This window comes from Actinomyces sp. HMT897 (assembly GCF_016626125.1).
GTDB lineage: Bacteria > Actinomycetota > Actinomycetes > Actinomycetales > Actinomycetaceae > Actinomyces.
In genome coordinates this window covers 118,086-138,534 of sequence record NZ_CP067336.1, presented here as the reverse complement: position 1 = coordinate 138,534, position 20,449 = coordinate 118,086, and the positions used below count along the sequence as shown (strand labels likewise).

18 protein-coding genes and 1 riboswitch are annotated in these 20,449 nt (G+C 72.1%); of the genes, 13 read left to right on the top strand and 5 right to left on the bottom strand.

All coding sequences use genetic code 11. The annotated features are described in order from the left end of the window. Positions 1-39 precede the first annotated feature (39 nt). Positions 40-498 (top strand): tRNA (cytidine(34)-2'-O)-methyltransferase, encoded by a 459-nt coding sequence (locus tag JJJ15_RS00580; RefSeq protein ID WP_106109069.1) that lies wholly within the window; start codon positions 40-42, stop codon positions 496-498. A 6-nt stretch (positions 499-504) separates the two neighbouring features. Here JJJ15_RS00580 and JJJ15_RS00575 read toward each other — a convergent pair whose 3' ends face one another. Continuing rightward, entirely contained in the window at positions 505-1,227 is a 723-nt protein-coding gene (locus tag JJJ15_RS00575) for an SDR family oxidoreductase (RefSeq protein WP_246742208.1), read from the bottom strand. A gap of 128 nt (positions 1,228-1,355) precedes the next feature. Beyond that, positions 1,356-1,931: a YbhB/YbcL family Raf kinase inhibitor-like protein gene (locus tag JJJ15_RS00570; protein WP_200511084.1), complete on the bottom strand. Its 576-nt coding sequence runs from the start codon at positions 1,929-1,931 to the stop codon at positions 1,356-1,358. 264 nt (positions 1,932-2,195) lie between these two features. Next, positions 2,196-2,336: riboswitch (FMN riboswitch) on the top strand. A gap of 234 nt (positions 2,337-2,570) precedes the next feature. Between JJJ15_RS00570 and JJJ15_RS00565 the strand changes: the two genes are divergently transcribed. The 3 genes from JJJ15_RS00565 to JJJ15_RS00555 all read left to right on the top strand — a co-directional run bounded on the left by JJJ15_RS00565 (position 2,571) and on the right by JJJ15_RS00555 (position 6,913). After that, positions 2,571-3,314, top strand: a complete 744-nt coding sequence (locus JJJ15_RS00565; protein WP_200511853.1) for an ABC transporter permease subunit — start codon at positions 2,571-2,573, stop codon at positions 3,312-3,314. An 85-nt stretch (positions 3,315-3,399) separates the two neighbouring features. Beyond that, on the top strand, positions 3,400-4,422 hold the full coding sequence (locus tag JJJ15_RS00560) for an ABC transporter substrate-binding protein (protein ID WP_200511083.1): 1,023 nt from the start codon (positions 3,400-3,402) through the stop codon (positions 4,420-4,422). Between the two features lie 235 nt (positions 4,423-4,657). Then, positions 4,658-6,913, top strand: a complete 2,256-nt coding sequence (locus JJJ15_RS00555; protein ID WP_200511082.1) for a hypothetical protein — start codon at positions 4,658-4,660, stop codon at positions 6,911-6,913. 27 nt (positions 6,914-6,940) lie between these two features. On the opposite strand, the gene hisG is transcribed toward JJJ15_RS00555, so the two are convergent. Continuing rightward, a complete protein-coding gene (hisG, locus tag JJJ15_RS00550) occupies positions 6,941-7,786 on the bottom strand; it encodes an ATP phosphoribosyltransferase (protein ID WP_106109065.1) in 846 nt (281 codons plus the stop codon). A gap of 38 nt (positions 7,787-7,824) precedes the next feature. Then, positions 7,825-8,088, bottom strand: a complete 264-nt coding sequence (locus tag JJJ15_RS00545) for a phosphoribosyl-ATP diphosphatase (RefSeq protein ID WP_106109064.1) — start codon at positions 8,086-8,088, stop codon at positions 7,825-7,827. A gap of 61 nt (positions 8,089-8,149) precedes the next feature. On the opposite strand from JJJ15_RS00545, the gene JJJ15_RS00540 reads away from it, so the two are divergent. The 8 genes from JJJ15_RS00540 (at position 8,150) to lnt (ending at position 18,313) form a co-directional block, all read left to right on the top strand. After that, complete coding sequence (locus JJJ15_RS00540) at positions 8,150-9,349, top strand: DUF3866 family protein (protein ID WP_200511081.1); 1,200 nt, start codon at positions 8,150-8,152, stop codon at positions 9,347-9,349. Between the two features lie 46 nt (positions 9,350-9,395). Continuing rightward, positions 9,396-10,439 carry a WYL domain-containing protein gene (locus JJJ15_RS00535; protein ID WP_246742088.1) on the top strand — a complete coding sequence of 348 codons (1,044 nt, stop codon included), beginning with the start codon at positions 9,396-9,398 and terminating at the stop codon, positions 10,437-10,439. Further along, positions 10,436-11,461, top strand: a complete 1,026-nt coding sequence (locus JJJ15_RS00530) for a WYL domain-containing protein (protein WP_200511080.1) — start codon at positions 10,436-10,438, stop codon at positions 11,459-11,461. The genes JJJ15_RS00535 and JJJ15_RS00530 overlap by 4 nt, the downstream gene beginning before the upstream one ends. Before the next feature lie 46 nt (positions 11,462-11,507). After that, a complete protein-coding gene (gene tatA / locus JJJ15_RS00525) occupies positions 11,508-11,780 on the top strand; it encodes a Sec-independent protein translocase subunit TatA (protein WP_106109061.1) in 273 nt (90 codons plus the stop codon). A gap of 78 nt (positions 11,781-11,858) precedes the next feature. After that, a complete protein-coding gene (gene tatC / locus JJJ15_RS00520) occupies positions 11,859-12,722 on the top strand; it encodes a twin-arginine translocase subunit TatC (RefSeq protein WP_200511079.1) in 864 nt (287 codons plus the stop codon). A gap of 29 nt (positions 12,723-12,751) precedes the next feature. Continuing rightward, complete coding sequence (locus tag JJJ15_RS00515) at positions 12,752-13,711, top strand: diacylglycerol kinase family protein (protein ID WP_200511078.1); 960 nt, start codon at positions 12,752-12,754, stop codon at positions 13,709-13,711. Between the two features lie 61 nt (positions 13,712-13,772). After that, positions 13,773-16,643 (top strand): DEAD/DEAH box helicase, encoded by a 2,871-nt coding sequence (locus tag JJJ15_RS00510; RefSeq protein ID WP_200511077.1) that lies wholly within the window; start codon positions 13,773-13,775, stop codon positions 16,641-16,643. After that, on the top strand, positions 16,640-18,313 hold the full coding sequence (gene lnt / locus JJJ15_RS00505; RefSeq protein ID WP_246742087.1) for an apolipoprotein N-acyltransferase: 1,674 nt from the start codon (positions 16,640-16,642) through the stop codon (positions 18,311-18,313). Before JJJ15_RS00510 ends, lnt begins: the two co-directional genes overlap by 4 nt. 276 nt (positions 18,314-18,589) lie before the next feature. On the opposite strand, the gene JJJ15_RS00500 is transcribed toward lnt, so the two are convergent. Further along, the gene (locus tag JJJ15_RS00500) at positions 18,590-18,946 is read right to left on the bottom strand and encodes an RNA polymerase-binding protein RbpA (protein ID WP_106109057.1); all 357 of its coding nucleotides are present in this window, start codon (positions 18,944-18,946) and stop codon (positions 18,590-18,592) included. A 222-nt stretch (positions 18,947-19,168) separates the two neighbouring features. Between JJJ15_RS00500 and JJJ15_RS00495 the strand changes: the two genes are divergently transcribed. Further along, entirely contained in the window at positions 19,169-20,293 is a 1,125-nt protein-coding gene (locus JJJ15_RS00495; RefSeq protein ID WP_106109056.1) for an ATP-dependent 6-phosphofructokinase, read from the top strand. The last annotated feature ends 156 nt before the right edge of the window (positions 20,294-20,449 follow it).

Below are 20,449 nucleotides of genomic sequence, written 5' to 3'. Positions count from 1 at the left end.
CCGCCCACCGGGCCCGGAGGCCGGTGGCAGGATGACCCCGTGCTGCACGTCATCTTCTACGAGCCCCGCATCCCGGGCAACACCGGGGCCGCCATACGCCTGAGCGCCAACACCGGGGCCTGGCTCCACCTGGTCGACCCCCTGTTCGACATGGAGGACTCCAAGCTGCGCCGGGCGGGCCTGGACTACCACGACCTGGCCCACACCCTGGTCCACCCCACCTGGACGGACTGCCTGAAGAGGATCCCGGGACGGATCTACGCCTTCACCTCCCACACCACCACCCTGTACACCCAGGTGGACTGGCAGGACGACGACGCCCTGCTGTTCGGCCCCGAACCCACCGGGCTGCCCGAGGCCGTCATGGACGACCCCCACGTCACCGCACGCGTACGCATCCCCATGGTAGAGGGCAACCGCTCCCTCAACCTGGCCAACTCCGCCGCCATCGGCCTGTACCACGCCTGGCACACCCTGGGCTTCACCGGCGGGCGCTGAACCCCCTTAGCGGCCGGCCTTCTCCGGGCGGACACTCAGATCCTCCACAATCGTGTCGTGCGGCATACTCACGGCCAGACGCACGCAGGAGGCCACCGAACCCGGCCGCATATGGTCCCTGGCCCGGTAGGGCCGACGCCGCCCCGAGCTGGTCAGCGGCGCCGCATGACGGTGCAGACGCTTCTGCATGGGGGTGTCCACCCGCCCGGGGTAGATCGAGGTGACCCGCACCTGACCGCGCTCCTCCTCACGCAGGGCGTCAGCCAGGGCCACCAGCCCGTGCTTGGCCGCCGAGTACAGGGCCTGCCCCGGCCAGGAGTGCTGACCGGCCCCCGAGTTAATGAAGACGACCAGCCCCTGGGCGTCACGCACAGCCGGCAGCAGAAGACTAGTGAGATGAGCCACCGCCACCAGATCCAGGTCCAGCACGTCACGCCACCGGGCGGGACTGAGCCCCTCCACGACCCCGGGCCCCTCCACCCCCGCGGAGTGGACCAGGACGTCCAGGCTCTCCACGTCCAGCTCGGCGATCGCCTGGGCCAGATCCGTGTCCAGGGTCAGATCCACCGCACAGGTAGTCACCAGGCAACCGGTCTCCCGGTGCAGCAGACGCGCCAGGTCCTCCAGGTCCGAGGCGGTACGGGCCAGCAGGATGAGGTCGTGGTCATGGGCCAGGTCATGGGCCACGGCCAGCCCGATCCCACTAGTGGCACCCGTGACCAGGGCCAGGGGACGACGCTCGTGACGCCCCGAGCGCGAGACGCTGCGGGAGGCCGCACGCGACGAGCCGCGAGAGGCGGCGTTGACGGAGTCCAGGCGACGCCGCCGACGGGTCTGGGCGGTGGTGATCGTCGGGGTCACTGGGCGTCCCGCAGGAAGGGGGCGGCGCCATCGACCCCCTGGACCTCAAAGGTGGCGGTCAGGGTGGCACGGGCGATGCAGTGGTGGACCACGGTAAAACCCACCGCCGCAGGAGTAGCGTCCTCGTCCAGCCCCAGGCTCTCCACGTCCAGGGCACTGACCGCGAACACGTAACGGTGCACCCCGTCCCCCGCAGGCGGGCAGGGCCCGAAGTAGGCGTGCTCACCATTGTCCCCACGCACATGGAAGGCGGCACCGTCCAGACCCAGGTCAGAGGCCCCCGCCCCCTGCGCCAGGCAGGTGGTGGACAGAGCCAGGTCCACCACCACCCAGTGCCACCACCCCGACCCCGTCGGGGCGTCAGGATCCAGGCACGTCACGGCAAACGACCGCGTCCGCCCCGGGAACCCCGACCAGTGCAGCTCAGGGGAGACCCCCTGACCCAGGGCGGTAAAACGCTCCGGCACCGGGGCGCCCTCACTCAGATCCGCCGATGCCAGCTCAAAGGCAGGAACCGGGGGAAGGAGGTCGTAAGGAAAAGGGGGACGCGGTCGGGCCAGGTTGACGGACACAGGAACCTCCAGAACAGGTAATCACCACGGCGCCACCTACTCTACGGCCTCCGCCAGGCCCATGCGGCCCCGCGACCACACAGGTCGCCGCCGATGAGCCCTGACAACCAGGACCGACACAGGGGCAGTGGCGCACGGACACCAGCCGTGACCGCGACGTCACCCCCGACCAACCCCACCCCACCAGGAACAAGGTGCGATCAGTCACACGCGAGACGTCACCTTGGCGATAACCGTGACACCCGGTAGTCTTGCTGCCCAGCAACGTGCTCCGGGGTCGGTGAAAGTCCGAGCCGGCGGTAACAGTCCGCGACCCGGCCACACCACCCCGCCGGGGTGACGTGACCGGCTGAGCCGGTGGAACCCCGGCACCGACGGTGAGAGTCCGGATGGGAGGAGACACGAGGCGCCCAGGACCCTGCGCAAACAGGGCCCTGGGCACCTGGCGCCTGCGCCCTCACCCCGGACTGTCCCGGGGACGCCCCCGAGGAAGGGCAGGCCCCATTGAGCACCACAACCCACCCTGAACACCCGGCCAACCACCAGGACCCCACACCACCACCCACCCACCCCGGCAGCACCGGCAGCACCCGGCGCCCCCGGGGACACCGACACACCCACCGCCCACCCTGGCCGGCCCTGACACTAGGCGCGACCCTGCTCCTGACCTGGGACCTCACCACCCGCTCAGGCTCCGTACCCGCCGTCTTCCTACCCGCACCCACAGCCGTCCTGCACCGCCTGTGGCTGGGACTGACCCGAGCCCACCTACTGGACTACGCCGCAACCACCCTGCACGAGGCCCTCCTGGGCTGCCTACTGGCCGCGGCCCTGGCCCTACCCCTGGCCTGGGCCCTGCACCACTGCCGCCTCTTCTCCCGCGCCACCCTGCCCTACGTGGCCGCCAGCCAGGCAGTACCCGCCATCGCCATCGCCCCCCTGCTGGTCCTGTGGATCGGCTACGGAACCCTCCCGGTAGTCATCCTGTGCGCCTTCATGGTCTTCTTCCCCATCACCGTCACCGTCCTCCTGGGCCTACGCGGACTGGACACCGACATCATCGACGCCGCCCGCCTCGACGGCGCCCACGGCACCAGCATGCTGGTCTACATGGAACTGCCCATGACCCTGCCAGCCGTCCTCACCGGCCTGCGCACCGGCTTCACCCTGTCCATCACCGGAGCCGTCGTAGGGGAGATGACCATGGGCGGCACAGGACTCGGCCTGCTGCTGTCCTCCCAGCGCGACGCCGTCGACACCACCGGCCTGTTCTCCACCATCACCCTGCTGTGCACCCTGGCCACCACCATCCACTGGGCCCTCACCGAGCTGGAGCACCGCAGCCGCACCGTCTCCGCCCTCCGCGGCCGCCGCGCCACCTGAGCACCACCGGCCAGGCACGCCAGCCCCCTGCGCGCTCGCGGCCCAGACCGCTTCGTCCCCGTCGTCATCGTCTAAGGAACCTGTTATGACCACCGTGAACCGCCGTCGTCTCCTGACCGCCCTGGCCCTGGGCGGTGCCGGGGCCCTGGCCGCCTGCGCCTCGGGCACCGCCGCCAGGAGCCGGTCCGCCTCGCCCGGCTCCGGCGGGACGGACGCCCTGACCCTGGGCCTGACCTACACCCCCAACATCCAGTTCGCCCCCGCCTACCTGGCTCTGCGTAACGGCGACTACGCCGCCAACGTCGCGCTGCGCCACCACGGGGCCCAGGAGGGCCTGTTCGACGCCCTGCTGGCGGGTACCGAGCACGCGGTGGTCGCCGGTGGGGACGAGGCGGCCGTGGCGGCGTCCAACGGCCGTGAGCTGGTGGTGATCGGCGGCTACTACCAGAGGTACCCGGTCCAGGTCATTGTGTCCCAGGACTCCCCGGTCACCACCCTGGCCGACCTCAGGGGCAGGACCGTGGGCCTGCCCGGCCGCTCCGGGGAGACCTGGTACGGCCTCAGGCTGGCCCTGGACACGGCGGGCCTGAACCAGGACGACGTCACGGTGCAGGAGACCGGCTACACCCAGGTCTCCGCCCTCATGACCGGCAAGGTCGACGCCATTGTGGGCTTCTCCAACAACGACGCCGTGCAGCTGGGCCAGGCGGGCTTCCCGGTGCGGGGGCTGGACGTGGCGCAGACGGTCCCCCTCCTGGGCGCCTCAATCGTGACCAGCGCCAGCGTGTTGGCGGCGCGCAGGGCGGAGCTGGCCGACGCCGTGGTGGCCACCGCCCGGGGCATGAGCGCCTTCGTCGAGGATCCCGACGCCGCCGTGGAGGCTGCCAGGGCCTACGTCCCGGACCTGGTGGACGCCACCCAGGCGGCCCACGCCCGGGAGGTGGCGGTGGCCACGGCCGCCCTCATTAAGCCGGACGAGGGCAGCGTCATCGGGGCCCTGGACCGCGAGCTGGTCACCAGCATGGTCAGCTTCCTGGGCAGCCACCAGCTGCTCGGGGACACGGCCGTCACGCCCGAGACGATCTGCGACCCGCTGCTGACCGTCTGAGACAGAGGGACCGGGTTTCTGCCACTATACTGCGGGTCACGGTTGTCCTGCGCACCAGGAAGCAGCGTCAATGAGTGACACAAAGTTTGACAGAACGCCCATGGCGTCAAGGCGGGTCCTCGCACCAGGGGGCCGCGTGAGGGCCGTGCTGTCGCTCGCAGGGAGGCTCAGGTACGTCGCGGTTGCGTGGGATTATCGCGGCCTCCTCTGCCACGCTGCCGTCGTCGTAGTCGTCATGGTGGTCGCGGCACTGGTGGGCCTTGATGCTCCCGGGCCGGTTCCTGAGGTGGGACGGGAGGACGCTGTCCCCTCGTGTCAGGCCGGTGGCGGGCAGACCGGTGGTGGCCTGGAGTCGTGGGACTACGCGCAGGGCACGACCGCTCCTGCTATTGCCCAGGTGGTGCGGGACACCGACCTGACCGACGAGGAGATCCGGACCTTCCAGGATGAGTACGGTCCCGCACTGGGGGACCCGTTCGTGGCGAACGCCCTCATGGAGACGGTATCGGCTCGCGAGCTGTACGCCTTTGCGGAGCGTGTGGGAGTGCCCTCACCGTACTCGACGGCGGGGCGGGCCCGTGCGGATATCCTGTACGAGCTGGGTGAGGTGCTGGTGCTGTCCACCGGCGGGGTGAACCTGGGGTCGGCGGCGCAGGCCGGTTTTGACCAGGTGCGTGGTGACCTGCGCGGTGCCCACGGTGAGACCATGGACGAGCTGGCTGCCTACCGGGTGGCCGAGTACCAGGAGGCCGGGCGCAAGGTGTTCGGCCAGGTGCGCCAGACCCTGGGCTACTCCCTGTTCTCCCAGCTCACGGGGGCCGCGGCCCAGAGGAACCCGGGCCTGGCCCTGGGGGCCGGGTTCTACCAGGAACATGACTCAGGTCCTTCCATGGCGGCGGACATAGTCACCTGGGACCATGACGAGGAGGTCGGGAGCGAGGTCTTCCACGCGGATATGGCAGATACCGAGTTAATGGTGGGTTCAGACCGGTCGGTCATGGATCCCCTGCACTCCGTGTACCTGCTCTCTGACACCCCGGACCCTCTCTGCGCTGCCGCCGGCCCGGCAGTGGGCCCCGTGGAGGAGCGGCGCCTGGAGGCGCTGCGGGGCTTCCTGGCCTCGGACACCGGTTTCAGCGTCGACGCAGTGGAGATGCTCAGGCCGTTCCCCATGAGTACCGCACGGTACCTTACCGGGCACCGGGTGGACGGGGACTTCCCCGGCTTCCAGGACGGTGGTGAGGCGTTTGGTGACGTACTGGCGGACGCCTCGCGCCCGGATCCGGACACGGACGCGGACTGGAGATCGCCTGACCCAAGTGCCTACGCAGGCGGTAAGGACGACCCGGCCTACCTGGAGGACCGGGACGCTTACGACGCCAAGAAGGCTGACGACAAGCTCCGCGCCGAGATAGCTGCGAACTTTGTGGTCGGCTACCAAGACGGGCTCGACTGGAGACGAGGGTCGCCGCAGGACGACGTCGAGCGGGAGGTCGACGGTGAGCCCACCTGGGGGCGAGCGAGCTCCCGGCTGCGTTCCTGGGCCGGAACGATTATCTCACCCCACCTAAGCGGCATGGCGAATTCTCTCGGTGAACGCTATCCGATAAATGTGCATACGTTAGCGATCGGAGGAATGAGGGGGCATGACACCGTAATCAAGTTTGACCCCAGCAGCAGGTACCGTTTATTGAATAGAGGTAGCATATTCGAGGATCTCGCCTTTGACGCCCCGGCGGTCACTGACCCCCACGACCCGGACGACCCGCGTGACGACGAGTACGAGGGCGGCAGGCCCCCGGCCATTAAGACGCTGCTCGCGTCGGCCCAGGACGGTTACACCCGTGACCTCGCCGAGGCGAGCTCCGCCCCCGCGCAACGGGACCAGTACCTAAAACATTCCCTTGATAACGTGGGCAGGAAATGGGCGATGCTCCTGACCGTCCTCTACGCCGCACCCGCCGAGGCGACCAGGTCGGTAGCGCAGGCCGTGGACGAGGAGAACGCGGCACAGAGATCTATTATCGGAGAGGCCTACGACCTGGTGCCGTACAGCAACCTGGTCGATAGGAAGCTCGCCGACTGGCTGCTCGACGGGGGCCCCAGCTACCTGTCCCGGGGCTTGGACCGCCTTCTTCCCACCAACAATGCCGAGCAGGCCTGGCCCGCCGTCAAGGAGAAGAGGACCGAGGCCGCCAGGTGGATGACGGAGGAACTGTACTCGGCTATTGCCGACGGCGGCACCCTCGTGGACATGAACGGGAGGCCCATTGACCTGGAGGCCCTGTCCAGGTCCTTTTCTAAGGACAGTAGTTTCGTTGACGACGACAATCATCTGATCCCGTGGTCCTCCATGACCGATGAGCAGAAGGGGACCTTTATGCACTACGTGAGTGATAATACGGGCTACTACAAGGTCCTCAGAAACCTGCGCCAAAAGATCTCGGACGCAGGGGAGATGCTGGACCAGATCCGCTCCGGACGCTACTGACCGGACCCGGGGCTCAGGCGTCGTCCCCTACAGCCGGCAGGCCAGGAGCTCACAGACCAGGATGGCCCGCGCCCCCACCTCGTAGAGCTCGTCCATGACGCGGTTGACGTCCTTGCGGGGCACCATGGAGCGCACCGCCACCCAGTCAGGGTTCTGCAGCGGGGAGACGGTGGGTGACTCAATGCCCGGCGTGATCGCCGTCGCCCGGTGCAGGTCGTCCGCCCGCACGTCGTAGTCAATGAGCACGTAGGAGCGGGCCCGCAGGACCCCCTCCAGGCGCCGCACCAGGGTGGCCAGGGCGGGCTCGTCACGGTACCGCCCGGTGGTGATCAGGACGGCCTCGCTGGCGAGGATGGGCTCCCCGAAGACCTCCAGCCCCGCGGCCCGCAGCGTGGTGCCGGTCTCCACCACGTCCGCGATGAGGTCGGCCACCCCCAGCTGGACGGAGGACTCCACGGCGCCGTCGAGGTGGACGGTGGTGGCCTCAATGCCCCTGCTGGCCAGGAAGCCACGCACCAGGACGTCGTAGGAGGTGGCGATACGCCTGCCGGCCACGTCCGCGAGCGCGCTCATGGTCCCGGCCGGTGCGGCGAAGCGGAAGGTGGAGCGGGCGAACCCCAGCGCCAGGTGCTCCACGGCCTCCACCCCGGAGTCCAGGAGCAGGTCCCGTCCGGTGATGCCCGCGTGGACCGTGCCCTGCCCCACGTAGACGGCGATGTCACGCGGGCGCAGGAAGAACAGCTCCACGTCGTTGGGCTGGTCGACCAGTACCAGCTCCCGGCCGGTGCGGCGGGTACGGTAGCCGGCCTCCCTGAGCAGGGTGGTGGCGGGCTCGGACAGGGACCCCTTGTTGGGGACGGCGATACGCAGCATGGACGCTCCTGGCAGGTGGGGGTGGCGTGGGCCGGTGCTCACAGGAACCGGTAGACGTCCGCCAGGGTGTAGCCCTTGGCCAGCATCATGACCTGGACGTGGTAGAGCAGCTGGCTGATCTCCTCGCAGGCGGCCTCGTCCGGCTCGTGCTCGCAGGCCATCCACGCCTCGGCGGCCTCCTCCACGAGCTTCTTGCCGATGAAGTGCACGCCCCGGTCCAGCTCGGCCACCGTGCCCGAGCCCTCGGGACGGCTGGCCGCCTTGGCCTGGAGCTCGGCGAAAAGGTCCTCGAACGTCTTCATGGCGCTGAGCCTAGTGCACCCGGTGGCGCCTTGCCGTGGCGGCCGGGGCTAGGCTGGTCCCATGATGTGGCGTGATGGCGAGGTGGGCGGGGTCCGGCGGATCTGGGGCAGTAGGCCCAGACGCTGTGCCGAGCTCGTGGTCGAGGTCACCCGCGCCCCTGCCGGCGCCGACACGCTCCTGGCGGGCACGGTGGTCCGGGCCGTGGCCTACGAGACCCTCACCGGGCTGCCGGAGGTCGGCGAGGCCGTCCGCCTCGAGGTCTCCGCCCTCGCCCGGGGCCTGGGCACCGGCGGCCACGCCATGCTCGCCGCCCGCCTGTCCGTCCTGCCCGAGGACCCCGCCCCCGGCGGCCACCTGGTCAAGGCCCGCTACATGCCCGACCAGGTCATGGTCACCGGGGTCGACGAGCAGGACACGCCCCACCACCGGCTCCTGTCCGCGCCGGTGGGCACCCTCACCCTGGGGGGTGTGCCCGTGGTCGTGGCCGACCTGCACTCCAGCCTCCCCGCCGTGGTCGCGGGGGTCAGGGCCGGTGCCGCGGGCGGGCTCCCGGGCCGCGGCGAGGCGGCACCGCGCGTGGTCTACGTCATGACCGACGGCGGCGCCCTGCCCCTGCCCTACTCGCGCACCGTAGCGGCCCTGACCGGGGCGGGCTGGCTGGCCGGGACCGTGACGGCCGGACAGGCCTGGGGCGGTGACGTCGAGGCCGCCAGCCTCCACAACGCCCTCCTGGCGGCCCGTCACGTCCTGGGGGCCGACGTCGTCGTGGTGGCCCAGGGCCCGGGGAACCTCGGTACGGACACGCCCTGGGGTTTCTCCGGCGTGGCCTGCGGGGACGCCGTCAACGCCGTCGCCACCCTGGGCGGGCGCCCGGTCGCCTGCCTGCGCGTCTCGCAGGCGGACGCCCGTGACCGGCACCGCGGCGTCTCCCACCACTCCCTGACCGCCTACGGGCGCGTCGCCCTGGCCGGTGCCGACGTGGTCCTGCCCGAGCTGGAGGAGACCGGCGACGGCCTGGCGGCGCGCGTGCGCCGGGACGCCCAGGGGCTCTGCGGGCCGCGGGAGGGGCAGCGGCACCGCCTGGTTGCGGTCAGCACCTCAGGGCTGCGCGAGGTCCTGGAGGCCGCGCAGCGGCAGACGGGCCTGCGCCTGTCCACCATGGGGCGCGGCCTGGAGCAGGACGAGGCGGCCTTCCTTGCCGCCGCGGCCGCCGGACGCCACGCCCGCTCGCTCCTGGCGGGCGCGACCGGGCGCCCCTAGGGCCACCCCGTACCTCTTCCGGCTCCTCCCCGCTAGGCTGTGGGCCGTGAGCCAGACCGTCCCGACCCAGGAGCGCCAGATCAACCTCCTCCTGGCGCTGCGGCACACCCGGGACGGGATGAGGCCCCAGGACGTCATCAGCCAGGTCTCCGGCTACGACGCCACCTCACCGCAGGCCGCCTACCGCATGTTCGAGCGGGACATCGCGGTCCTGCGGGACCTGGGGATCACCCTCGTCGTGACCGGCACGAAGGGCGCCCTGTGCTACCGGGTCCCCCGGGGTGACGCCCTGCCACCGCTGCACCTGGACGCCGCACAGGCCGCGGCCCTGACCCTGGCGGCCTCCGCGTGGAGGGACGGGGACCTGCCTGAGGCCGCCCACCGGGCCCTGACCAAGCTGCGTGCCGTGGCGGAGCCGGGGGCCCCGGACGCCCTGCCCGCCCTGAGCCTGGACCTGGCCGGTCAGCAGGTGCCCACCGCCCTGGCCACCGCTGTCGTCCAGCGCCAGGTGGTCACCTTCGACTACGCCAGCCCCGGGCAGGGTCCCCGGACGCGCCGGGTGGAGCCGCACCGGCTGCACCTGTCAGAGGGGGCCTGGTACCTCCAGGGGGTGGACACCTCGGTGGGGCAGGCGCGCCGGTACCGGCTGACACGGATCACGGGGCCGGTCACCCCGGTGGGCTCGCCCGGGGCCTTCACCCCACCGGCCCCGGCGCGCGAGCCGACGACGCTGGTCGCGACCCTGGCCCTGGCCCCCCGTCGGGCGCTGGCCCTGCGGGCCCAGGCCCTGGACGCGGCCCCCGCCACCGACCGCCCCGGGCAGGGGCCGTCGCCGGACGGCACGGGGCGGCGCGGGGCGGCGTTGCACCAGGCGGCGTTGCGGGCCGGGCGGGACGTGGTCAGCGTGCCCTACACCGACCCCCTGGCCTTCGCGGGCCTCCTGGCCTCCTACGGTGAGGGCGTGGTGGTGCTGGCCCCCGCCTCCCTGCGCGCGCAGGTGCTCCAGCACCTGGCCGGGGCCGCCGCCCTGCCGGCAGGGGACCCGGACCCGGACGGCGCGGGGGCCCTGCCCGGGCGGGGGCGGGCATGAGCCGCCAGTCCGCCACCGGGCGCCTGGTCCGGCTCCTGGCCCTGCTCACCTGGGTGGCGGACCACGACGGCGTCACCGTCCAGGAGGCGGCCAGCCACTTCCAGGTCAGCCCCGCCACCATCCGCCGGGACGTGGAGACCCTGTGGCTCTCCGGGCTGCCCGGGGGCATGCCCGACGACCTGGTCGACTTCGACGCCACGGCCTGGGAGGCGGGGCGCCTGCGCCTGACCGACTCCCAGGGCCTGGACCACCCGGTACGCCTGACCCCGCAGGAGACCGTCTCCCTCCTGCTGTCCCTGCGGGTCCTGGAGGACCTCCTGGCCTCCGACCCTCACGCCGGTACCGTCATCACCCGGACCAGGCAGGCCCTGGCGGGGGCGCTGGGCGCCGACCCGCACGCCGCCGTGGCCGGCACGCCGGCCGGGGTGCCAGGCGGGCCCGACCCCGCCGTCCTGGCCGCGGTCCGCCAGGCCATGGACGGGGGACGCCGCCTGCACCTGGCCTACGTCTCGGCCACCGACCGGCGCACCGAGCGTGACGTGGACCCCCTGGAGCTGGTCAGTAACGGATCCCACCTCACCCTGCGGGCCTGGTGCCTGGACAGCGGGGCGGAGCGCAGCTTCCGCCTGGACCGGGTCCTGGCGGCCAGGGTCCTGGGGGAGCGCTCCCGCCCCCACCGCCTACGACGTCGCCCCGCCGGGGCCAGGCCCACGGCCACGCTGCACCTGCGCCCCACCGGGCGCTGGCTGACCGAGCAGGTCCCGACCCTGCGGACCACCACGAACCCCGACGGCACCATTACGGCGGTGGTGGAGGGGCGTGACGAGGAGTGGCTGGTCGGTCTCGTCCTGTCCGCCGGACGTCACCTCCTGGACGTCCAGCCCCTCGACCTGGCTCATGTCACAGTCCGGCGGGCGAGGGCCGCACTGGCCGCTGACCAGGCCGTTTACCAGGATCTCGCACCTACGCCTGTGGTGGAACAGGACGTTGGGCGTGACGAGGCGGGTCCGCGGGGACGTTAGACTCACGACTACCCGGACCACCACGAGATCACTAGGATGTCGAGCCATGAAGTTCACGCCGACCCACATTATCGTCCTGCTCATTGTCCTCATCCTGGTCTTCGGCAGCACCAAGCTCCCGCAGATCGCCAGCAGCCTGGGCCAGTCGATGAAGGTCTTCAAGAAGGAGATCAAGGAGCTGCGCGACGAGGACACCACGGCCGCCTCCGGCCAGCAGGCCCCGGCCCAGATCCAGCAGCCGGCTGAGGGCACCTACTACACCCAGCCCACGCAGACCGGTCAGGCCGCCCCCCAGCAGCCCACCGAGACCCAGAAGTAAGGCCCCGGCGGCCCTACGCCCGGCGCCCCCGTAGCCCGGGCGCCGCCTGGCTGACCGAAACGCGAGAGGGAGACACCGATGCCCAGACTGCCCAGGGTCTCGAAGGTGCGCCGCAAGGAGAACCCCGAGGCGCGCATGTCTATCGGAGACCACCTGCGCGAGCTGCGTAACCGTCTTCTTGTCTCCGCCGTCGGCGTCCTGGTCATGTCGGTGGTGGGCTACATGCTCTACGACCCGGTCTTCGCCCTCATTACCACCCCCATTACCGAGGCCAACGCCAGGGGCGCCCACCTGTCCATTAACTTCGACACCATCCTGTCCTCCTTTGACATGAAGCTGCGCGTGTCGATCTGGCTGGGCGTCATTATGTCCTCGCCCCTGTGGGTGTTCCAGTTCTGGGCCTACGTGGGTCCGGGCATGACCCGCAAGGAGAAGCGCTACGCCTGGGCCTACGGGACCGTCGGGGTGGTCCTGTTCACCGCCGGGGCGGCGCTGGGCATGTGGGTCATGCCCCACGCGGTGGTCATCCTGACGAACTTCATCCCCACGGATGTAGGAACCGGGTTCATCCAGGCCAGTCTCTACCTGTCCTTCATTATGAGACTGGTCCTGGTCTTCGGCGCGGCCTTCCTGCTGCCCGAGCTGCTGGTGGCGCTCAACAGCCTGGGCCTCATGCGCGGCACCACCATGATCAAGGGCTGGCGCTGGGCCGTGGTCATCATCTTCACCTTTATGGCGTTCGCCAACCCGCTCCCCGACCCCTGGTCCATGATCTTTATGGCCGTGCCCGTCACCGGCCTGTACTTCCTGGCCTGCTTTATCGCCATCCGCCACGACAAGCGCGTGGACAGGAAGCGCGCCGCCTTTGAGGCCGAGCTCGACGCCGCCCTGAGCTCCGAGGGCCCCGCCGCCCTCACCCCGCCCTCCCAGCCGCAGGGCTGAGCGGACCAGTACGAGACACTCGCCCCACCATGCGTATCATCCTGCTGAGCAACCCCACCTCCCGGCACGGCCGCCACAGCGGTGCGGCCGACGCCGCTGTGGCCGCCCTGGAGGACGCGGGCCACGAGGTGCTGGTGGCTACCTCCACCGGCTACGAGGCCACCCGCCGTAGGGCCGTCGCGCTCCTTACCGACATCGGCCACCGGCCCGACGCCCTGGTCGTGGTGGGCGGGGACGGCATGATCCACCTGGGCCTGGGCGTCGTCGCCCGCACCGGCGTGCCCCTGGGCGTGGTGGCCGTGGGCACCGGCAACGACATCGCCCGCCACTTTGGGCTGCCGGTCGGCGACGTGGGTGCCAGCGTGTCCATTGTCAACCACGCCCTGGCCGGCACCGGGCGCGTCCTGGCGGTGGACGCCATCCACGCCGCCCGCCCCGACGGCACCCCGGTGCAGGCGTGCCACCAGTGGTCCATGGCCACCGTGGGGGCCGGTATCGAGGCGGCCGTCAACGCCCGCGCCAACACCCTGCCCTGGCCCTCCGGGGAGAGCCGCTACACCGTGGCCGCCCTGGAGGAGATCGTCCGGCTGGCCCCCTACGGCTACCGGCTCACCACCGACTCCGGCACCTGGACCGGGGCGGCCCTGCTGGTCAGCGCCGCCAACACCCGGTACATCGGCGGCGGCATGGACCTGGCGCCCCAGGCCGACCCCACCGACGGCCTCCTGGAGGTCGTCCGGCTGGACCCCTGCGGGCGCCTGAGCGTCCTGGCCCTCCTCCGCCGGGTCTTCGCGGGGACCCACGTGGGCCGCCCAGGAGTCCACCTGGAGCGCAGCCGGAGCCTGACCATCGAGCCCTGGCCGGACGACGGCGCCGGCGGCTGGCTGCGTGACCCGCCCCACCCCTACGCCGACGGTGAGCGCCTGGCCGGCCTGCCCCTGCACCTGGAGGTGGTACCGCAGGCGGTAGGCCTCCTGCTGCCCGCCTGAGCGGGCCCGGTGAGACGGGCCCCTGGTGCCCGGGCGCACCGTCACGGGTAGTCTTGCCCCTATGCCGTCAGCCGCAGAGCGCTACGCCGCCGCACGCCGTCGTCAGGCCGCCGCCAACAGTGAGCTGTCACGCTTTGCCACCAGCTACGACTTCCCCTTCGACGACTTCCAGGTCCAGGGCTGCCAGGCCCTGGAGCGCGGTGAGGGCGTGCTCGTGGCCGCCCCCACCGGCGCGGGCAAGACGATCGTGGGGGAGTTCGCCGTCCACCTGGGGCTGGCCAGGGGGCTCAAGACCTTCTACACCACCCCCATCAAGGCCCTGTCCAACCAGAAGTACCTCGACCTCGCGGCCCGCCACGGGCAGGAGGCCGTGGGCCTGCTGACCGGCGACACCTCCGTCAACCCCCACGCCCAGGTCGTGGTCATGACCACCGAGGTGCTGCGAAACATGCTCTACTCGGGCTCACGCAGCCTGGAGGGGCTCGGCTTCGTGGTCATGGACGAGGTCCACTACCTGGCCGACCGCTTCCGCGGCCCCGTGTGGGAGGAGGTCATTATCCACCTGGACCCCGCCGTCCAGGTGGTCTCCCTGTCCGCCACCGTGTCCAACGCCGAGGAGTTCGGCGACTGGCTGGGCCAGGTGCGCGGCACCACGGCCGTGGTCGTCTCCGAGCACCGTCCCGTCCCCCTGACCCAGCACATAATGGTGGGCCGCCACCTCATGGACCTCTACGCCGCGGAGCCGCCTGGGCCCACCGGGTCGCCCGACACGGACACGGGCACCCCGCCGCTCAACCCCGACCTGGTCAGGGCCGTCAAGAACGCCCGCCGAGCCGCCGCCAGCGAGCAGACGGCCCGGTCCCAGACCTGGGGGCGTGGCCGCCGGACCACGTGGCCCGCCCCGGCCGGCGCCCGGGCGGCCCGGCTCCGTCCCCCCTCGCGCACCACCGTCATTAGCGTCCTGGACCAGGCCCACCTGCTGCCGGCCATCGTCTTCGTCTTCTCGCGCAACGGGTGCGAGCAGGCCGTCCGCCAGGTGGTGGCCGGGGGAGCGGACCTGACCACCAGGGCCCAGGCCCGGCAGATCGAGGAGGTCATCGAGCGGCGCACCGCCGCGGTACCCGAGGGCGACCTGGCCGTCCTGGGCTTCCACTCCTGGGCGCACGCCCTCCAGCGGGGCGTGGCCGCCCACCACGCCGGGCTCCTGCCGGTGTTCAAGGAGACGGTCGAGGAGCTCTTCAGCGCCGGGCTGGTCAAGGTCGTCTACGCCACCGAGACCCTGGCCCTGGGCATTAACATGCCGGCACGCACGGTGGTCCTGGAGTCCCTGCGCAAGTGGAACGGCTCCGGGCACGTCCAGCTCACCCCGGGGGAGTACACCCAGCTCACCGGGCGGGCGGGACGCCGGGGGATCGACACCCAGGGGCACGCCGTCGTCCTGGCCGCCGACCAGGTGGAGCCCCAGGTCGTGGCCTCCCTGGCCTCCAGGCGCACCTACCCCCTGGTCTCGGCCTTCCGACCCACCTACAACATGGCCGTCAACCTCCTGGGACGCACCTCCCGGGCCCGGGCCCGGGAGGTCCTGGAGTCCTCCTTCGCCCAGTTCCAGGCCGACCGGGGCGTGGTCGAGCTCGCCGCCCAGGCGCGCCGGGCCCGCCAGGGGCTGGCCGCCCTGGAGCGGCAGATGGAGTGCAGCCACGGGGACTTCCGGGAGTACGCCATGCTGCGCCAGCGCCTGGGGGAGGTGCAGGCCGAGCTGGCCCGCGCCAACCGGGAGGGGCGTCGCAGTAACGCACGTCACTCCATGGAGTCCCTGCGCCGCGGTGACGTCGTGGTCTACCCCCGGGGCCGACGCCGCCGCCACGGCGTGGTCCTGGGCACCGGCACCGACCAGACCGGGGTCCCCCTCCTGGAGGTCCTGGGGGAGGACTCCCGCCTGGTGACCCTCACCCCGGACACCGCGCCCGACGGCGTCGTGAGGGTCGGGGCCCTCACGGTGGCCGACACCGTGGACCCCCGTCGCCCCCGTCAGCGGGACCGTCTGGTGCGTCGCCTGGTGGACGCCATCCGCTCAGGCGACCTGGCCCAGGACGGGCGCCGTCGACGGCGCACCCGGGCAGGGGAGCAGACGGACGACGGGACCGGCACCGACGTGGGCCAGGTTCAGGCGCTGTGCCACGAGCTGCGCAACCACCCCTGCCACGCCTGCCCGGACAGGGAGGAGCACGCCCGCGTCGGCCGCAGGTGGGCCAAGGCCCTGGTCACCTCCGAACGGCTCCAGGAGCGTATCCAGGCGCGCACGGGCACCATCGCCCGGCTCTTTGAAGCCGTCTGCGAGGTCCTGACCGCCCTGGGCTACCTGGAGCCCGTGGACCGGGGGCACCCTGAGCGCGAGCTGCGGGTCACCGCGGCCGGACGGGTCCTGTCGCGGGTCTACGCCGAGCGGGACCTGCTCATCGCCCAGTGCCTGCGGGAGGGGCTGTGGGAGGACCTGGGACCGGCCGAGCTGGCGGGCGCCGTGAGCGCCTGCGTCTACGAGCCGCGCGCAGCTGTGCGCTCTGTGGGACCGGCCGTGTCCCCGGGCTCGCGCCTGGGGGAGGTCCTGCGCGCCGAGCTGGACCTGTCACGCAGGATCCACGACCTGGAGTCCCTGGCGCAGATCGAGTCCTCCTCGGGTGCCGAGCCCGCCCTGGCCGGGGCGGTCCTGACCTGGGCGCAGGGGGCCCACCTGGCCCAGGTCCTGGAGGACAGCGACCTGACGGCCGGGGACTTCGTGCGCTGGTGCAAGCAGCTGCTTGACGTCCTGGGGCAGATCTCGGCCCTGGAACCCGCCCTCTCGGACAGGGACACCGCCCTGGCCGTCCTGGCCCACAGCGCCGCCCAGGCCAGCAGCGCGGTCAACCGGGGGGTCCTGGCGTGGTCGGCCCTGTGAGCCGACCGGCCGCGTGGCGGGCGGCCACCGTCCGCCACCGGCTCGGCCTGCTCCTGACGGCGGTCGGCAGCGGCCTGCTCCTGGACGCGGCCTTCGCGCCGTTGTCCTGGTGGTGGGCCGCCCCCCTGGGGGTGGCGGGGCTGGTGACCGTGCTGTACGGACGCCGGGTGCGCGCGGGCGTGGTGCTGGGGCTGGCCCACGGGCTCGGGTTCTTCACCCCGCTGCTGCACTTCACCGCCGTGTCCATGGGCAACGTCGTGGGCTGGCTGGCGGTGACCGTGGTGGAGTCCCTCTACCTGGCGGCCCTGGGCGGGGCCTGGGCGGTGGCACAGCGCCTCGTCCCCGGTCCTGGTGCCCGGTGGCGGGGACCGGCCGTCCGGGCCGTGTGCTTCCCGGTCCTGTGGGTGGCCGTGGAGGAGGTGCGCTCCTCCTGGCCCTGGGGAGGTCTTCCCTTCGGGCGGCTGGCCTTCGCCATGGCCGACGCGCCCGTCCTCCCGCTGGCGTCCCTGGCCGGGAGCACGGGGCTGGGGCTCCTGGTGGCCCTCACGGGCGCGGTGCTGGCGGAGGGGATCCGGGCGCTGCGCGACGGGCGGCGTGCTACGACGCTGGTCTGCGCGACCGCCGCCTGCGCCCTGACCGCCTCCCCGGCGCTCGTGGGCCTGCCGGAGCGGGCCGAGGACGGCACCGTCCGCGTCGCCGCCGTCCAGGGCAATGTGGCCGGGGACGCCGAGGATGCCTACTCACGGGCCCTTGAGGTCACCCGCAACCACGTCCTGGCTACCGTGGAGCTCGCCGCCAGCGGCTCCGCCACCGGGGTGGACCTGGTCATCTGGCCCGAGAACGCCGCCGACCGCGACCCGCGCCAGGACCGGGTCACCGCCGTCCTGGTGGAGCGCGCCGCCCAGGCCGTCGGGGTCCCGGTCCTGGTGGGCGCCATCGCCTTCGCCGACCGCCCGGAGGGGATGAGCGGGGTGACGGGGCGGGTCCGCTACAACGACATGGTGGTGTGGACCCCGGGCAGCGGGGCGGGCCAGGTCTACACCAAGCACCGGCCGGTGGCCTTCGGCGAGTTCGTCCCGCTGCGCCGCCTCATTCGAGCGGTCAGCGGGCAGGTGGACCGGATCGGCTCGGACCTGCTGCCCGGCAGCGGGGGCCACACGCTCACCGTCCGCACCCGTGACGGCCGTGACGTGCCCCTGGCCGTGGGGATCTGCTTCGAGGTGGCCTACGACGACGTGCTGCGCGCGGGCGTGCGCCAGGGCGGGGAGGTCATTGTGGTCCCCACGAACAACGCCTCCTTCGGGGGCTCCAGCGAGGCCGCCCAGCAGCTGGCCCAGGGCCGGGTCCAGGCGGTGACGCACGGCCGGGCCGTGGTCCAGGTCTCGACCGTGGGGGTCACTGCGGTCATTAGCCCCCGGGGCGTGGTCACCCAGGAGGCCCGGCCCTACACCCGTGCGTACCTGGTGGCCGACGTGCCCCTGCGCCGGGGGCTGAGCGTGGCCGACCGCCTGGGGCCCTGGCCCGCACGGGTCGTCCTGGCCGCCGCCACCGTCCTGGTCCTGGCAGGTGCTGCCCCGGTCCTGACAAGTGCGATCCCGGCCCGAGCAGGTGCTGTCCCGGTCCGGGCGGGCGCCGTCTCCGCCGGGGCCAGCCGCCCCACCCGAGCGTGAGAACGGTACTTGTTCGCCGCGAGAACGGTACTTATTGCCCGTGAGAACGGGTACAGGCCGACCCTGCGCCAGCGCGCAGCCTGCCGGGCCCTTACCGGGCCGCCGGGCGGTCAGCCCCTGACCTGCGGTGTGCCGGGCCGCCGCCCTCCGACTCCGACCGCCGCGACTTTAAGGCAGGCCAGCCCCGGCCCCGACCCTGGCCCCGGCGTCGGGCTGGCGGCGGATCTCCGGCGGCTGGCAGGCGCGATCGGCTGGCCCGGGCCGCGGCGTCGGGGCTCAGAAGCGTTCCCGGTAGATCTCCCCGCTGCGCAGCATGGTCAGACGCTCCTCCAGCAGGACCTTGAGCTCGTCGACGCTGCGCCGCTCCAGGAGCATGTCCCAGTGGGTGCGCGGCGCCTTCTTGGGCTCGTCGCCCTCAGGCTCCTCGGACTCGCCGCGGCGGGCCGCCGCCTGCCCGCACTCGGGGCACTCCCAGGTGGGTGGGACCTCCGCCTCCTTGGCCATGGGAATGGTGGTCGTGTGCCCCAGCGGGCACTCGTAGGTGACAGTGATCCGCTCAGCGAACTCGACGCCCTCCTCGGACTCCATCGACTTGGCGCCGATCGTCATCCCCCGTAGCGCGCGGTCTGCCATGCTGTGCCTTCCCTCGTGGCTCTCGTCGGCCCCCTGGCCGGTAGTTGCAACACTGCGACGCCCGGGACTGTTCCCGCGCCCGCGCAGCGACGCACCATTGTACCGTCCGCACCGGGCCCGGGCCCACCGTCGTCGGTCCGGCACCAGGAACGGCACAAGAGGGTGCACCCGGTTTGTCCCACCACGCCCCCTGGTGGGCCTGTGACCTCTATCCTAGGTGCTATGGCAACCAAACGCATCGGCATCCTGACCGCGGGCGGCGACGCCCCTGGACTCAACGCGGCGATCCGCGGATTCGGCAAGGCCGCGATCCAGGACCACGGCTGGAGCCTCATCGGCTTCCGGGACGGTATGCGGGGCCTGGCAGAGAACCGCTTCACCGTGCTGGACGGCGCGGCCCTGTCCGGCATCCTGACCACCGGCGGCACCATGCTGGGCACCAGCCGGGACAAGGTCCACCGTATGGTGGTCGACGGCCAGGCCCGCGACATGATCCCCACCATCGTGGAGAACTACGAGAAGAACGAGCTGGACGCCCTGGTCTGCCTGGGCGGCGGCGGTACCGCCAAGAACGCCAAGCGCCTCATGGACGCCGGTCTCAACGTCGTGCACCTGCCCAAGACCATTGACAACGACATCGTCGAGACGGACACGTCCTTCGGCTTCGCCACCGCCCTGGAGATCGCTACCGAGGCGGTGGACCGCCTGCACTCCACGGCCCACTCCCACCACCGGATCATCCTCACCGAGATCATGGGGCACCGTGCCGGCTGGCTGGCGCTGGGCGCGGGCATCGCCGGAGGGGCCGACGTCATCCTCCTGCCGGAGATCCCCTACTCGGTGGAGGCGATCGCCGAGCGGATCGAGCAGCGCCGCTCACGCGGCTCCACCTTCTCCGTGGTGGCCGTGGCCGAGGGCGCGCTGAGCGTGGTCGACCGCGAGGAGATCACCCACGCCGAGGCCCTGGTCAAGGACGCCTCCTCCCCGGAGGCCAAGGCCGCGGCCAAGCGTGGCGTCAAGCGCCTGGAGGCCTCGCACCGTGCCAACACCTTCACCCTGGCCGAGCAGCTGGAGGCGGCCACCGGCCTGGAGGCGCGCGTGTCGATCCTCGGCTACGTCCAGCGCGGCGGCACCCCCTGCGGGGCCGACCGGCTCCTGGGCACGCGCCTGGGAGTGGCCGGCGCCGACGCCATCGCGGACGGCAGCTTCGGGGTCATGGTGGGTGACCGCGGTAACGGCACCGAGCTCGTGCCCCTCAAGGAGGTCGCTGGCAAGGTCAAGTACGTGCCCCGCGACCACGAGTGGATCCAGGCGGCCCGCTCCGTGGGCACCGCCCTGGGCGACTGATGCCTCCCGGGCCGGGAGCACCCCGAGGGCGCAGGCCGGGAGCACCCCGAGGGCGCCCCACGTGCACCTGGTTTGCGACGGGCGCCACGTCTGGGCCCGGAGGCACGGTCCTGGCCGACGCCGACCGCGGCCGCCCCGAGACCCTCCGGCCCCCGG

What these genes read in the sequence shown, in the direction of transcription:
- JJJ15_RS00495 (WP_106109056.1), top strand. Translation starts at nt 19,169, where the DNA reads ATGGCAACCAAACGCATCGGCATCCTGACCGCGGGCGGCGACGCCCCT.
- JJJ15_RS00540 (WP_200511081.1), top strand. Translation starts at nt 8,150, where the DNA reads ATGATGTGGCGTGATGGCGAGGTGGGCGGGGTCCGGCGGATCTGGGGC.
- JJJ15_RS00560 (WP_200511083.1), top strand. Translation starts at nt 3,400, where the DNA reads ATGACCACCGTGAACCGCCGTCGTCTCCTGACCGCCCTGGCCCTGGGC.
- JJJ15_RS00510 (WP_200511077.1), top strand. Translation starts at nt 13,773, where the DNA reads ATGCCGTCAGCCGCAGAGCGCTACGCCGCCGCACGCCGTCGTCAGGCC.
- JJJ15_RS00555 (WP_200511082.1), top strand. Translation starts at nt 4,658, where the DNA reads ATGGTGGTCGCGGCACTGGTGGGCCTTGATGCTCCCGGGCCGGTTCCT.
- JJJ15_RS00515 (WP_200511078.1), top strand. Translation starts at nt 12,752, where the DNA reads ATGCGTATCATCCTGCTGAGCAACCCCACCTCCCGGCACGGCCGCCAC.
- tatA (WP_106109061.1), top strand. Translation starts at nt 11,508, where the DNA reads ATGAAGTTCACGCCGACCCACATTATCGTCCTGCTCATTGTCCTCATC.
- JJJ15_RS00500 (WP_106109057.1), bottom strand. Translation starts at nt 18,946, where the DNA reads ATGGCAGACCGCGCGCTACGGGGGATGACGATCGGCGCCAAGTCGATG.
- hisG (WP_106109065.1), bottom strand. Translation starts at nt 7,786, where the DNA reads ATGCTGCGTATCGCCGTCCCCAACAAGGGGTCCCTGTCCGAGCCCGCC.
- JJJ15_RS00545 (WP_106109064.1), bottom strand. Translation starts at nt 8,088, where the DNA reads ATGAAGACGTTCGAGGACCTTTTCGCCGAGCTCCAGGCCAAGGCGGCC.
- JJJ15_RS00530 (WP_200511080.1), top strand. Translation starts at nt 10,436, where the DNA reads ATGAGCCGCCAGTCCGCCACCGGGCGCCTGGTCCGGCTCCTGGCCCTG.
- tatC (WP_200511079.1), top strand. Translation starts at nt 11,859, where the DNA reads ATGCCCAGACTGCCCAGGGTCTCGAAGGTGCGCCGCAAGGAGAACCCC.